General features: G+C 62.9%; 14 protein-coding genes. 6 read left to right on the forward strand and 8 right to left on the reverse strand.

Features of this window, described 5'->3' with window-relative positions; translation table 11 throughout:
* The first annotated feature begins 62 nt into the window (after window positions 1-62).
* The 3 genes from X756_RS149455 (at window position 63) to X756_RS149445 (ending at window position 1,668) form a co-directional block, all read left to right on the forward strand.
* Window positions 63-488, forward strand: coding sequence for an EVE domain-containing protein (locus X756_RS149455; protein WP_023670487.1), 426 nt, complete (start codon window positions 63-65; stop codon window positions 486-488).
* Window positions 443-1,141, forward strand: coding sequence for a methyltransferase (locus tag X756_RS149450; protein WP_031238728.1), 699 nt, complete (start codon window positions 443-445; stop codon window positions 1,139-1,141). The genes X756_RS149455 and X756_RS149450 overlap by 46 nt, the downstream gene beginning before the upstream one ends.
* A gap of 104 nt (window positions 1,142-1,245) precedes the next feature.
* Window positions 1,246-1,668, forward strand: a complete 423-nt coding sequence (locus X756_RS149445; RefSeq protein ID WP_023710206.1) for a DUF1761 domain-containing protein — start codon at window positions 1,246-1,248, stop codon at window positions 1,666-1,668.
* Between the two features lie 15 nt (window positions 1,669-1,683).
* Here the strand turns inward: X756_RS149445 and gcvA are convergent, their stop codons facing one another.
* Window positions 1,684-2,604: a transcriptional regulator GcvA gene (gene gcvA / locus X756_RS149440; RefSeq protein ID WP_023683901.1), complete on the reverse strand. Its 921-nt coding sequence runs from the start codon at window positions 2,602-2,604 to the stop codon at window positions 1,684-1,686.
* Window positions 2,605-2,738: 134 nt separating this feature from the next.
* Here gcvA and X756_RS149435 point away from each other — a divergent pair, with 134 nt between their 5' ends.
* A complete protein-coding gene (locus X756_RS149435; protein ID WP_023670491.1) occupies window positions 2,739-2,978 on the forward strand; it encodes a hypothetical protein in 240 nt (79 codons plus the stop codon).
* Between the two features lie 155 nt (window positions 2,979-3,133).
* Here the strand turns inward: X756_RS149435 and X756_RS149430 are convergent, their stop codons facing one another.
* Complete coding sequence (locus X756_RS149430; RefSeq protein ID WP_245264527.1) at window positions 3,134-3,670, reverse strand: L,D-transpeptidase; 537 nt, start codon at window positions 3,668-3,670, stop codon at window positions 3,134-3,136.
* A gap of 145 nt (window positions 3,671-3,815) precedes the next feature.
* Between X756_RS149430 and X756_RS149425 the strand changes: the two genes are divergently transcribed.
* A complete protein-coding gene (locus tag X756_RS149425; protein ID WP_023670493.1) occupies window positions 3,816-4,499 on the forward strand; it encodes a response regulator transcription factor in 684 nt (227 codons plus the stop codon).
* Window positions 4,500-4,676: 177 nt separating this feature from the next.
* Window positions 4,677-5,132 (forward strand): cyclic nucleotide-binding domain-containing protein, encoded by a 456-nt coding sequence (locus X756_RS149420; RefSeq protein ID WP_023730228.1) that lies wholly within the window; start codon window positions 4,677-4,679, stop codon window positions 5,130-5,132.
* A gap of 164 nt (window positions 5,133-5,296) precedes the next feature.
* On the opposite strand, the gene xth is transcribed toward X756_RS149420, so the two are convergent.
* From xth to tesB, 6 genes are all read right to left on the reverse strand, one after another.
* Window positions 5,297-6,103, reverse strand: a complete 807-nt coding sequence (gene xth / locus X756_RS149415) for an exodeoxyribonuclease III (RefSeq protein WP_023730229.1) — start codon at window positions 6,101-6,103, stop codon at window positions 5,297-5,299.
* Window positions 6,104-6,299: 196 nt separating this feature from the next.
* The gene (locus tag X756_RS149410; protein ID WP_023670496.1) at window positions 6,300-6,980 is read right to left on the reverse strand and encodes an outer membrane lipoprotein carrier protein LolA; all 681 of its coding nucleotides are present in this window, start codon (window positions 6,978-6,980) and stop codon (window positions 6,300-6,302) included.
* Between the two features lie 138 nt (window positions 6,981-7,118).
* Entirely contained in the window at window positions 7,119-9,788 is a 2,670-nt protein-coding gene (locus X756_RS149405; RefSeq protein ID WP_023730230.1) for a DNA translocase FtsK, read from the reverse strand.
* A gap of 346 nt (window positions 9,789-10,134) precedes the next feature.
* Entirely contained in the window at window positions 10,135-11,565 is a 1,431-nt protein-coding gene (locus X756_RS149400; RefSeq protein ID WP_023730231.1) for an ammonium transporter, read from the reverse strand.
* Window positions 11,566-11,596: 31 nt separating this feature from the next.
* Window positions 11,597-11,935, reverse strand: coding sequence for a P-II family nitrogen regulator (locus X756_RS149395; RefSeq protein ID WP_023670499.1), 339 nt, complete (start codon window positions 11,933-11,935; stop codon window positions 11,597-11,599).
* Window positions 11,936-12,153: 218 nt separating this feature from the next.
* Window positions 12,154-13,029, reverse strand: coding sequence for an acyl-CoA thioesterase II (tesB, locus tag X756_RS149390; protein WP_023687727.1), 876 nt, complete (start codon window positions 13,027-13,029; stop codon window positions 12,154-12,156).
* Window positions 13,030-13,062 lie beyond the last annotated feature (33 nt).

Genomic DNA, 13,062 nt, shown 5'->3' on the forward strand with positions numbered 1-13,062 from the left:
AGGAAAAGTGTGTAACGGTTTTCCGTCCGGAATTGCGCAAAAATAGTAGTTGGAGCAAAGACATGAACTACTGGCTGTTCAAATCCGAACCTTCGGTCTTCTCCTTCGAGGCGCTGAAGGCCAAGGGCAAGGCCGGCACGCAGTGGGACGGCGTGCGCAACTATGCAGCGCGCAACAACATGAAGGCGATGCAGATCGGCGATCTCGGCTTCTTCTATCACTCCAATGAGGGGCTGAACGTCGTCGGCATTGCCGAGGTCTGCGCGCTTGCCCATCAGGATACCACCACCGACGATCCGCGCTGGGAATGCGTCGACATCCGCGCCTTCAAGGACGTGCCGAACCCGCCGACGCTGGAGCAGGTCAAGGCCAATCCGAAGCTTGCCGAGATGGCGCTGGTGCGGCTTGGACGGCTTTCCGTACAGCCGGTGACGCCGGCCGAATGGAAGGAAGTCTGCCGCATGGGCGGCCTGACGCCGGCTCCGTGACGGTCCTCACGCCGAACGGCGCGAAAAAGTTCATTCTCGACAACACGGCGCTTATGTCGCCGCCGCATGTGCCGGAGATTGTCCTCAATCTTGCCGACGAAGCGCATGACCTCTGGCAGCGCACGGAGAACGAGCTGATTGAAATCGGCCTGCCGCCGCCGTTCTGGGCCTTTGCCTGGGCCGGCGGTCAGGGCCTTGCCCGTTACGTGCTGGACAATCCGTCGGATGTGCGGGGCAAACGCGTGCTCGACTTCGCCTCCGGCTCCGGCCTTGTCGCCATCGCCGCCGCCAAGGCGGGTGCGGCGCAGGTGATCGCCGCCGACATCGACCCGTTCTGCGAAACGGCGATCCGCCTCAACGCAGAGGCCAATGGCGTTGCCATCGACTTTTGCGGCACGGACTGCATCGGCACCGACGCCGGCTGGGACGTGGTGCTGGCCGGCGACGTCTTCTACGACAAATCCTTCGCCGACACGCTGATGCCGTGGTTTTCGACACTGAAGGCGCGCGGCGCTGACATCCTCGTCGGCGATCCGGGCCGCTCCTACATGCCGAAGGCGGGACTGGAGCCGCTCGCAGTCTACGAAGTGGCGGTGACGCGGGCGCTGGAGGACGCCCTGGTCAAGCGCACCACGGTGTGGCGCTTCGCTTGACGGCATTGCCGAACAGGCGTTCCATCGCGCATTGATTTGAAGAATACGCATGTCGTTATCCCAGAACCGTCAGGCTTTGGGCTGCATGCTTGAGGGAGGACTTTATGGATTTTTCAGTGGTGAACTGGCTGGCGGTGGTTGTCGCGGCCGTCGCGGCGTGGCTGTTTGGCGCCGTCTGGTACACGGCCCTCAGCAAGCCTTGGATGAGGGCGGCCAGGATCGATCCGTCAACGTCAAAGAAATCGATATTGCCCTTCATCATCTCCTTCATCGCCGAGCTGATCATGGCGCTGGTCTTGGCCTTGGTCGTCGGCGCGATGACCGGCGGCGAGCCGGTCCTTGTCGCAGGGCTGGTCTTCGGCTTCGTCCTCTGGCTGGGTTTCGTCGCCACGACGCTGATGGCCAACCATCGCTATGAGAATTTCGGCTGGGACCTGACCCTGATCGACGGCGGCCACTGGCTCGGCGTGCTGTTGATCATCGGCGCGGTGATCGGCTGGTTCGGGGCGCCGGTCGTCGCCAGCTGAGGCCTGCAGAAGTCGTCAGGTCTGCGTCCTGGCGACTTCGTCGAGGATCCATTCGCGGAAAGCGATGATGCGCGGATCGTTGGCAGTGCTCTCGGGATAGACCAGGAAGTAGCCGAACTCCGGCCCCACGCGCAGACCGAGTTCAAAGGGCTGCACCAGCCTTCCCTGGGAAAGGTCGTTTGCCACCATGGCGAACTCGGCGAGCGCCACGGCATTGCCGTCGAGCGCCGCCTGCACGGCATCGGTAGAGGTTCCAAACACGATAGTCCGACTGTCGTCGAAATCGTTGATGCCGGCCGCCGCCATCCACATGCGCCAGTTCGGCCATGTCACGCCTTGGCGCGACCATTCGATATGGGCAAGCGTGTGGTTGAAGAGGTCGCGCGGTTCGCGCAGCGGCGGGCCGGAGGTCAGCAGGCTCGGGCTGCACACCGGAATGAGGATGTTGTCGAACAGGCGATGGGCGCGAAGCCCCGGATACTTGCCGACCCCGAACCGGATGCCGACATCGACGTCGTCGAGTTCGAAATCGCGCACTTCGTAGCCGATGTCGAACCTCAGCTCGATACTGGGCTGAAGTTTGCGAAAATCGTCGACGCGCCGCATCAGCCATTTTGACGCGAACTGCGCGTCGAGCGTCACCTTCAGCAATGCCGTGCCGCGCGTCAGCTTGCGCGCCCGCGACACCGCCCGGTTGAGCAGGTCGAGCGCATCGATCGAGGCCTCGAACAGCACCGTACCTGCCTCGGTCAACCGGATGGTACGACTGGTTCGCGTGAACAGCACCAGCCCGAGCTGATCCTCGATTTCCTTGATCTGGTGGCTGACCGCCGCCGGCGTCAGCCCGAGCTCGTCGGCAGCGCGGGTGAAATTGAGGTGGCGGGCGGCGGCTTCCAGAGTCCTCAGCGCGCGCGTTCCGGGCAACAGACGGGACATCCCCGTATCCTCAAATAAAACTTGACGATCCGAAAAGAACTACTCGTTTCTCGCATGGATTTCAATGCGGCATGATGCATCCATCGAAACACCATCAAGCCGGATTTGATATCCGGCGGAACACGGAGCGCATCATGTCCATCTTCGTTTTGAACTCGCCAGCAGCTCGCTCGAACTGGTTGCATGCCGTAACGGACTGGCTTCGCCAGGCGAAAGTCGCCATCAACCTGCCGCGCCAGGACGTGGAGGACCTTTCGGATCGCCAACTGCGCGATGTCGGCGCGCAGCGCAAGGACGTGACGCGGGCCGTGGACCGGGAACTCGGCCGGCTTGGATTGCTGGACACTGGGTGGCAGAAGCCGAGAAGGCGTTAGGCAATGGTGAGTAGTGAGTAGTGAGTAGTGAGTAGTGAGTAGTGAAGGATTGAAACGACGCCGAGACCATCCTACTCCCTACTCCCTACTCCCTACTCCCTACTCCCTACTCCCTACTCCCTACTCCCTACTCCCTACTCCCTACTCCCTACTCCCTACCTCACCACCCTCACCACCGTCCGGTCCGACACCAGCGGCAACAGCCGCGCCATTGTCCGCGCTGTCACCGCCACGCAGCCTTGCGTCGGTGTGAAGCCTGGGCGCGCCAGATGGAAGAAGATGGCGCTGCCGCGGCCGCGCCGGCGCGGCGCCATGTTCCAGTCGAGCACAAGGCAGGCGTCATAGAGGCGGTCGTCGCGCCGCATTCGCTCATGGCTGGCGCCATAGGGGATTTTCACCGGCCGGTTGTAGTTGCGGTCGTCCGGCACCTCGCACCAGCCGAGATCGGCGCCGATCGGCGCCATCGCCAGCTGGGTTTTGCGGCCGGCCGCGAAATGATCGCCCCGAAAATATCCTGACAAAATCCGCATCTCGCCAAGCGGCGTCGCACCGTCGCCTTCGCGCTTATTGGCCGAGATGCCGCCGCGTCCGAGAGCACAGGCAAACACCTTGCTGCCGGCCTGCAATATCCCCTGGCTGGGGTTGCCCGGCCTCGCCCGAACCACCAGCACACGCAGCCTTTTCGGCAAAATTGCGCCGGCTGCATTGCGATCGCGTTTTTTCTTGTATGATCGTGTCACGGAACAAATCACTGTGATCGGACTGTTGCGCCGGTCAGCTTCCGCATAAATGGGAGGCGGTCAACTGAAAATTCTTTTCAAAACAATGGATTGATCCATGACATCACGTACCATTCTGATCGTTGACGATGATGACGACCTGCGCGGAACCCTCGTCGAGCAACTGGCCCTTTACGAAGAATTCGACGTCTTGCAGGAAGCGACCGCCGCCAAAGGCGTCGCCGCGGCGCGCGGCGGGCTCATCGACCTGCTCATCATGGATGTCGGACTGCCCGACATGGATGGCCGCGAGGCGGTGAAGATCCTGCGCAAGGGCGGCTACAAGGCGCCGATCATCATGCTGACCGGCCACGATACCGATTCCGACACAATTCTGGGCCTCGAGGCCGGCGCCAACGACTATGTCACCAAGCCGTTCCGCTTCGCCGTGCTGCTCGCCCGCATACGCGCACAACTGCGCCAGCACGAGCAGAGCGAGGACGCCACCTTTTCGGTCGGGCCCTACACGTTCAAGCCCAGCCAGAAGCTTCTGATCGACCAGCGCGGCGGCAAGGTGCGGCTGACCGAGAAGGAAGCCTCGATCATCAAATATCTCTATCGAGCCGACCAGAAGGTGGTGACGCGCGACGTCCTGCTCGAGGAAGTGTGGGGCTACAATTCCGGCGTCACCACGCACACGCTGGAAACTCACGTCTACCGGCTGCGCCAGAAGATCGAGCGCGATCCTTCCAATGCTGAAATTCTTGTGACAGAAAGCGGCGGCTACAAGCTGGTTCCTTAAACTTTTCATTGTTCGATAAGCGGTCGGGGCGGGACTGTTTCGGGGAGGATCCGGCTGGGGGAGCCTGGATCGGCCCGTTGCGCAGATTGAAGTGTTAGAGCGTCCTTTGCGCGTTCAATTGGACACGCGGCGCTCTAAGGGAGGGATTGGACTGACCGTTCGGGGACGCAGCTAGAGATGGCGCTGGATGACGACATCCGCATCCTGTCCGCCGTGAAGCTCTTTGAGGGTTTCACGCAGGAACAGCTGCGCCTGCTCGCCTTCGGCGCCGAAGCCACCCATCTGCAGGCCGACCGCAAGCTGTACCGCGAGGATGACGAAGCCGACTCAGCCTATATCGTGGTCAGTGGCCGCATCGTGCTCTACCGGGAGCAGGATGGCGACCGCATCCCGATCGGCACCGCCGGCCCCGGCACGATCCTCAGCGAACTGGCGCTGATCGCCGACTCAAGACGGCTGACCAGCGCCTCGGCCGAGACCGATTCGGAAGTGATAAGGTTGAGCCGCAAGATGTTTCGCCGCATCCTGGAGGAATATCCCGAGGTGGCGGTGAAACTGCACCAGCGCATCCTTGATGATTTCCAAGCCATGATCGCCCGCATCGAGAAGCTGGCGCCAAGGTTTGGCGGGTAGGTCCCCGCGACCGCGCTCACGCTTGGGTGTGTCGAGATTCAGGTCAGACCGAGTCGAAAATGGCTGATACCGAGAACCGGAGCGGAGCGTACTCAAAGTACGCGAGCACCGGAAGCGCAGGTATCGGCCATTTGCAGGCCGGCCTCACCTGAATATCGGCACGCCTAATCCAGGTCGAACCGCGCAATCACCGGCACATGGTCCGAGGGCCGCTCCCAGCCACGCGCCTCTCGCAGGATCTCATAGCCGGCAAAGCTCGGCACCAGGTTCGGTGACGACCAGACATGGTCGAGCCGGCGGCCGCGGTTCGAGGCTTCCCAGTCCCGCGCGCGATAGCTCCACCAGGTGTAGAGCTTCTGCTCTGGGGGCACGTCGAGCCGCATCAGGTCGACCCAGTCGCCGGCGATCCGCATCGCGTCGAAATTTTGCGTCTCGACCGGCGTGTGGCTGACGACGTTGAGCAATTGCTTGTGCGACCAGACATCGTGCTCCTGCGGCGCGATGTTGAGGTCGCCGACCAGGATCGAGGCGGACGCCTCGTCATGCGCGGCGCGGATGGCGTTCATCTCGGCAACGAAATCGAGCTTGTGGCGGAACTTGCGGTTGATCTCCGGATCGGGCTCGTCGCCGCCGGCCGGCACGTAGAAATTGTGGACCAGGATTGCCTTGCCGCCGGCCTGCACCTTGACCGACAGGTGCCGGCTGTCATCGATCTCGCAGAAGCGCCGTTTCTCGACAATCTCGATCGGCCGCCGCGCCACCGTCGCAACGCCGTGATAGCCCTTCTGGCCATGGAATGCGATGTGCTCGTAGCCGGCCTTGCGGAACGCCTTTTCCGGAAACAGCTCGTCGGGAACCTTCGTCTCCTGCAGGCAAAGCACATCGGGCGCCTGCTCCGTCAGCAGCCGCTCGACGATCGGCATGCGCAGGCGCACGGAGTTGATGTTCCAGGTGGCGATGGAGAAGGGCATGCGGCGGTCCGAACAAGGTCGCCGATCTACTGCCAGCCTAGCGCCACAAACACAAGCCAGCCTTTGCGGGCGGCGGCTCTGATTCAGGTCAGGCCGAGTCGAATGGCGGTCTCCGAGAACCGGAGCGGAGCGTACTTAAACCACGTGAGCACCGGAAGCGCAGGAGATCGCCATTGGCAGGCCGGCCTCACCGCATCTAGCGCTGGTTGGTGTTCAGCTCGCGGTTCGCCGCATAGTCGATGGCAAAGGTGTCCGCAGGGAAGCTGACGCCTTCCTTGGTGTTGTAGATCATCACCGTGGTGTCCTTGCCCTGCGCGTCGGTGATGGTCCACTGGCGCAGATCATAGGATTTCGGATCGAACATCATGGTGATCTTCGAATTGCCGAACACCGACTTGTCGGCAAGCTGGATGGTGGTGAGGTCGCTCTCTTCCTTGATCGATTTCACGCGGCCCCCCGAGAGGTCGATCTTGGTGTCGAGCAACAGCTTCAGCGGCGTCTTCGACAACGGATAGAGATCGGACGTTTTCAGCCGCTTGTTGAGGATGACCACCGACTTGCCGTCGGAAATCACCCGGAAATTCGACTTGCCGTCATAGTTGAAGCGAATCTTGCCTGGCCGCTCAAGGAAGAACTTGCCGCCGGTCTGCTGGTTGTTGGGGCCGAACTGGACGAACTCGCCGCTCATCGATTTGACCGAGGAGAAATGGTCGGCGATCTTTTGCGCCGTCGGCGGCACTGCCGCCTGCGCCGAGGCCAGGAGCTGGAACCCCGGCACGACGTTGATGGCCGCGGCGCCGGCAAGCATCAGGCCAAGGCCGAGCAACTGGCGCCGGTTTGGAGCGAAATCGCTGATCGCGGAAAGATCGTTTTTCATGCCGGTCACTCTCGTGTGGTGTGTGTCTCGTTGCAGTCCGTGGACCCCCAGTTAGACTTAAGTTTGGCGGGCCGGACAGCGCTCAGTCGCTGTAACGCGCCAAAAGGTTCAAGGTTGCCGCCGGGCCGTATCGGCTGATCAGAACTTGTCGTCCTCGGTCGGCACCAGGATTTCGCGTTTGCCGGCATGGTTGGCCGGGCCGACAATGCCTTCCTTCTCCATCTTCTCGATGATCGAGGCGGCGCGGTTGTAGCCGATGCCGAGCCGGCGCTGGATATAGCTGGTCGACGCCTTGCCGTCGCGCAGCACGACCGAGACCGCCTGGTCGTAGGGATCGTCGGAATCCTCGAAATTGCTGTTGCCGCCACCGCCAGCGCCGCCCTTGCCCGACGGCTCGTCATCGTCCTCGCCGTCATCCTCGGTGATGGCGTCGAGATATTCGGGCACCCCCTGCAGCTTCAGATGGGCGACGATCTTCTCGACCTCGTCGTCGGCGACGAATGGACCGTGCACGCGCTGGATGCGGCCGCCGCCGGCCATGTACAGCATGTCGCCCATGCCGAGCAGCTGCTCGGCGCCCTGCTCGCCCAGAATGGTGCGGCTGTCGATCTTCGACGTCACCTGAAAGGAGATACGGGTCGGGAAATTGGCCTTGATGGTGCCGGTGATGACGTCGACCGACGGACGCTGCGTCGCCATGATGACATGGATGCCGGCCGCGCGCGCCATCTGTGCCAGGCGCTGCACCGCGCCTTCGATGTCCTTGCCGGCGACCATCATCAAATCGGCCATTTCGTCGATGATGACGACGATGTAGGGCATTGGCTCGAGATCGAGGTTCTCGGTCTCGTAGATCGCCTCGCCGGTCTGGCGGTCGAAGCCGGTCTGCACGGTGCGCGAGATTTTTTCGCCCTTCTTTTCAGCCAACTGCACGCGCGCGTTGAAGCCGTCGATGTTGCGCACGCCGACCTTGGACATCTTGCGGTAGCGGTCCTCCATCTCGCGCACGGTCCATTTCAACGCCACCACCGCCTTCTTCGGGTCGGTGACCACCGGCGTCAGAAGGTGCGGGATGCCATCATAGACCGAAAGTTCCAGCATCTTCGGGTCGATCATGATCAGCCGGCAGTCCTGCGGCGTCAGCTTGTAGAGCAGCGACAGGATCATGGTGTTGATGGCGACGGACTTGCCGGAGCCGGTGGTGCCGGCGACCAGCACATGCGGCATCTTGGCGATGTCGACGATCACCGCCTCGCCATTGATGGTCTTGCCCAGCGCCAGCGCCAGCTTGGACTTGGTCGTCTCGAAATCGCGGCTGGCCAGGATCTCCCGGAGATAGACGGTCTCGCGCTTGGCATTCGGCAATTCGATGCCGATGGCGTTGCGGCCGGGCACCACGGCGACGCGGCAGGCAATGGCGCTCATCGAGCGGGCGATGTCGTCGGACAGGCCGATGACGCGCGACGATTTGATGCCGGGCGCCGGCTCCAACTCATAGAGCGTGACCACCGGGCCGGGCCGTACCGCGATAATCTCGCCCTTGACGCCGAAATCCTCCAGAACGCCTTCGAGCAGGCGCGCATTCTGCTCCAGCGCGTCCTTGGACAGGCTGGCGTCGCGCACCACGTTCTTCGGCTCCGACAGGAAATGCAGCGACGGCATTTCGAATGTTTCCGAGCCGATCAGCGAGGTCTGCGCCTCGCGCTGGACGCGCGCGCCGGGAGCGGGACGCGGCGCAGGTGCGGCGACGCGGGTCGCCGCATCTGACCGGAAGTTTTGCACCTTGGCGTTCGGCGCGGCACGGCGCTGGACCGGCTCGTCGTCGAGTTCGACCTCCTCGTCGCCATTGTCGAAACCGGCATCGAGGACGTCGTCATCGTCCGGATCGACGGAAACGCTGCGGTCATTGACCATGGCGGCGAAGAATTCCGGCTCGACGCGGGCGCGGCCATCCGGGCTCATCCGCGCTTCGGCGAATTCCGCCGATTCGACCCGTTCGGCGGCGCGGCGCCATGCGGTGGAGCGCTGCTCCATCTCCGGCTCGAACTCGTCGCGCTCCTGCTGGCGGCGCACAGCCCGGCGATGCATCCAGGCGCGGAAAGACAGCCACCAGTGGGTAACGGCGCCGAGCGCCAGTATCCCCTCGTCGCCCTCATCCTCGTCTTCGTCGAAGAGCAGGTCGTCCTCTCGGGGATCGGGCTCCGCGGTGCGCTCCATGACGGCAAAGCCGTTCTTGCGCGCAATCAGCGCCGAGCCATAGGCAAACAGCCACAGCGCCGGCGCAATGAGCACCATGGCAATGATGCTGGCAACGATGCCGGTCGGGTAGCCGCCAATGACCAGGCCCGGAATATTGAGCACCATGTCGCCGAACACGCCACCGAGGCCGGTCGGCAACGGCCACGTCTTGGGCGGCACCACGCAGCCGGCCATCGCCGCCGCGAGCAGCGCGAAGCCGAACCAGGCAAGGCCGCGCTTCGGCAGCCTGTCGACGCCGCGCGCCGAAAACAGAAGAAAGCCCCAGATCACCGCCGGCACCAGGGCGGCAACCGCGGCAAGGCCGAAGAACTGCATGGCGAGGTCGGAGAATACCGCGCCCGCATAACCCATGGCGTTGGTGACGATGTTGGCGGTGGCGTGCGAGAAGCTGGGATCGGCGACGTTCCAGGTCGCCAGCGCCGCGACGCCAAAGGCGACCAGCGCAAACAGGCCGGCGCCGACCAGCCGCCCGACCTGGCGCCGCGCGAATGCCTGGATGCCGTGCCCCGTATCGGTCAGCGCGAGCGGTGCTGAAGCCCCTGAACGCATGCTTCGTTCCCCGTCTGTCATGGACTGGCCGGGCGCATGACGCACTCCGGCAGATTCGGATGTCAGACTATCGGGGGGAAGGTTAAGGCCGCATTAACTATACGCACCCAGGGCCACGATCTTGCTCACTCCACTGTAGGCAGTCTCAACAGTTCGGAACCAATCCGGTCGACGTCTCCCCGCCGGCGGCCATCACTAGAACGTGATTGCGCAGGGACCGAGGCCTGCCAGCACGGTTGCCAAAAAGAGAGGCCCGGAATGACCCGGGCCTCAAAGCGTGAACTCCTTTCGGGAGCGTCACGACGGGATGGGAGAATGCGGGGCGGCCGAGGCCGCCCCGCAAGGCTTACGAGTGGTAGGCCGCTTCGCCATGCGAAGTCAGGTCGAGGCCTTCGCGCTCGGCGTCGGCTGTCGGACGCAGACCGATGATCAAGTCGACGACCTTGTAGAGGATTGCGCTGCCGATGCCCGACCACAGCAGGGTTATCAGGACGCCTTTGCCCTGCGCCAGCAGCTGCGTGGCCGTGCCGGCATAGCCGGCGGCGAAGTCGGCCGTCGAATAGTCGACGATGCCGGCGCCGCCGAGGGCGGGATTGACCAGAATGCCAGTGCCTAGCGCACCGATGATGCCACCGACGCAGTGGACGCCGAAGACATCGAGGCTGTCATCATAGTCGAACGTGTTCTTCACCACCGAGACGAAGAAGTAGCAGACGAAGGTGGCAACGATGCCAAGCACGATAGCGCCCATCGGGCCGGCAAAACCTGCAGCCGGCGTAATCGCGACGAGGCCGGTGACCGCGCCCGAAACAGCGCCGAGCATGGAGGCTTTGCCGCGCAGCAGCGATTCAAGCACGATCCAGGCCACTGCCGCCGCCGCCGTGGCGACGAAGGTGTTGATCATCGCCAGCACCGCATAGGCGTTCGCTTCGAGGTTCGAACCGGCGTTGAAGCCGAACCAGCCGACCCACAGCAATGAAGCGCCGACCATGGTCAGCGTCATCGAGTGCGGCGCCATGATGTCCTTCTTGTAGCCGATGCGCTTGCCGATCATCAGCGCGCCGACGAGACCGGCAATGCCCGCATTGATGTGAACGACCGTGCCGCCGGCGAAGTCGATGGCGCCGAAGCTGAAGATCAGGCCGGACGGGTCGGCATAGGCGCTCGGGCCGCCCCAGAACCAGACCATGTGCGCGATCGGGAAGTAGATTAACGTCACCCATAGGATAACGAAAAGGATCAAGGCGGAGAATTTGACGCGTTCGGCGAATGCGCCGACGATCAGGGCGGGCGTGATGCAGGCGAAGGTCATCTGGAAGACGACGAACACCAGTTCAGGAATGGCGACGCCCTTGCTGAAGGTTTCCGAAAGCGTCGATACGTTGACGCCGGAGAGAAACATCTTCGAAAGGCCGCCGACGAAGGCGTTGCCCGGGGTGAAGGCGAGGCTGTAGCCGTAGAAGACCCAGATGATCATGACCACGCTGGTGATGGTGAAGACCTGCATCAGCACAGACAGCATGTTCTTGGTACGAACCAGGCCGCCGTAGAAAAGCGCAAGGCCGGGAATGGTCATCAACAGCACCAGCACGGTGGAAATCATCATCCACGTGGTGTCGCCCTTGTCGACGGTAAAAGCCGGCGCTGCTGGCGCTGCCGCCGCGACGGCGGGAGCCGCCTCCTGCGCGAAGGCAGCAACCGTGCCCAATGCTCCGAGCGCTAAGGAGCCCAGCAGCGCGGAGCGTGCCACTGACTTCAAGGTGGAAGGTATATTCATTGAACTCTCCATTGGAATACGTGTTCGCCGCTCAAAGTGCGTCGGTGTCTGTTTCGCCGGTACGGATGCGCACCGCCTGATCGATGCCGAAGACGAAGATCTTGCCGTCGCCGATCTGGCCGGTCTTGGCCGCCGCCGTGATGGCTTCGACGGCCTTGTCGACCAGGTCTGTGCTGACCGCGACTTCGATCTTGATTTTCGGCAGGAAACTGACCGCGTATTCCGCCCCGCGATAGATTTCCGTGTGTCCCTTCTGACGCCCGTAGCCTTTGACTTCGGTGACGGTCAGGCCCTGGATGCCGACGGCGGTGAGCGCTTCGCGCACCTCGTCGAGCTTGAACGGCTTGATGATTGCCATCACGATTTTCATAAGGTTTCACCCTTTGCTGTTGCGGTCCCCCGCGTTTGCACACCTTCACCGATCCCAAAAAGCCCGGAGAGTGCCCAACAGGATTCAAGCTCCGTGCCAGTTGCCGAAGCAGGGTGTTAACTCATTGTAAATAAACGGATTGCTCGAATCCCGGCGGCACGGTGCGCACTGTCAACGGACAGTCACTGATTAAAAAGTAGGCAATTTTTCGAAAATGCCTATTCGGCAGGCGGCCGTTTCAGCCGGATCAGGCCTTCCTGGGCAACCGAGGCGATCAGCGTGCCGTCGCGGGCAAACAGCGAGCCGCGGGTGAAGCCGCGCGACCCCTGCGTCGAGGGGCTGTCCTGCGTGTATAGGATCCAGTCATCGAGCGGATGGCTGCGATGGAACCACATCGCATGGTCGAGGCTCGCCGCCTGGATGTCGCGGTCGAAAATGGCGCGGCCGTGCGCAAAGGTCGAGGTGTCGAGCAGCGTCATGTCGGAGAGGTAGGCAAGCACCGCCGCCTGGATGCCGCGGTCGGCCGGCACCGGGCCGGTGGTGCGGATCCAGATGTTCTGCTGCGGCTCCAGCTTTTCGCGGCTGGTGTAATGCTTCAGCATCACCGGCTTCATCTCAATCGGCCGGTCACGCTCCCAATAGCGCTTGATGCCGTCCGGCACCGCCTCGCCGAACTTGCCCAGCAATTCGCGCTGCGACAACAGGCTGTCGGGCGGCGGCACGTCGCGCGGCATCGGCAGCTGATGCTCAAGGCCAACCTCATCCTGCTGGAACGAGGCTTCCAGCGAAAAGATCGCCTGGCCGTGCTGGATCGCCACCACGCGCCGCGTGGTGAAGGAGCCGCCATCGCGGATGCGGTCGACCTCGTAGACGATCGGCACCTTGGTGTCGCCGGGCCGCATGAAATAGCCGTGCAGCGAATGCACGTGGCGCTCGGGCTCGACGGTGCGCTGCGCGGCGACCAGCGCCTGGGCAATGGTCTGGCCGCCGAAAACGCGCTGCCAGTCGAGCTTGGGGCTGCGACCACGGTACAGATTGTGTTCCAGCTGCTCGAGGTCGAGAATGCTGAGAAGCTCGTCCATGGCCGCCGTCATGCTTCGTGACCTCGCCGTAAGATGCTATGGCGG

Source organism: Mesorhizobium sp. LNJC405B00 (assembly GCF_000502615.1).
Taxonomy (GTDB): Bacteria; Pseudomonadota; Alphaproteobacteria; order Rhizobiales; family Rhizobiaceae; genus Mesorhizobium.

Bases quoted from the DNA above. Each gene is read 5' to 3' on its own strand.
- X756_RS149450 (WP_031238728.1), top strand. From the start codon at position 443: ATGGAAGGAAGTCTGCCGCATGGGCGGCCTGACGCCGGCTCCGTGACG.
- X756_RS149435 (WP_023670491.1), top strand. From the start codon at position 2,739: ATGTCCATCTTCGTTTTGAACTCGCCAGCAGCTCGCTCGAACTGGTTG.
- xth (WP_023730229.1), bottom strand. From the start codon at position 6,103: ATGCCCTTCTCCATCGCCACCTGGAACATCAACTCCGTGCGCCTGCGC.
- tesB (WP_023687727.1), bottom strand. From the start codon at position 13,029: ATGACGGCGGCCATGGACGAGCTTCTCAGCATTCTCGACCTCGAGCAG.
- X756_RS149395 (WP_023670499.1), bottom strand. From the start codon at position 11,935: ATGAAAATCGTGATGGCAATCATCAAGCCGTTCAAGCTCGACGAGGTG.
- gcvA (WP_023683901.1), bottom strand. From the start codon at position 2,604: ATGTCCCGTCTGTTGCCCGGAACGCGCGCGCTGAGGACTCTGGAAGCC.
- X756_RS149410 (WP_023670496.1), bottom strand. From the start codon at position 6,980: ATGAAAAACGATCTTTCCGCGATCAGCGATTTCGCTCCAAACCGGCGC.
- X756_RS149405 (WP_023730230.1), bottom strand. From the start codon at position 9,788: ATGCGTTCAGGGGCTTCAGCACCGCTCGCGCTGACCGATACGGGGCAC.
- X756_RS149445 (WP_023710206.1), top strand. From the start codon at position 1,246: ATGGATTTTTCAGTGGTGAACTGGCTGGCGGTGGTTGTCGCGGCCGTC.
- X756_RS149420 (WP_023730228.1), top strand. From the start codon at position 4,677: ATGGCGCTGGATGACGACATCCGCATCCTGTCCGCCGTGAAGCTCTTT.
- X756_RS149400 (WP_023730231.1), bottom strand. From the start codon at position 11,565: ATGAATATACCTTCCACCTTGAAGTCAGTGGCACGCTCCGCGCTGCTG.
- X756_RS149455 (WP_023670487.1), top strand. From the start codon at position 63: ATGAACTACTGGCTGTTCAAATCCGAACCTTCGGTCTTCTCCTTCGAG.
- X756_RS149425 (WP_023670493.1), top strand. From the start codon at position 3,816: ATGACATCACGTACCATTCTGATCGTTGACGATGATGACGACCTGCGC.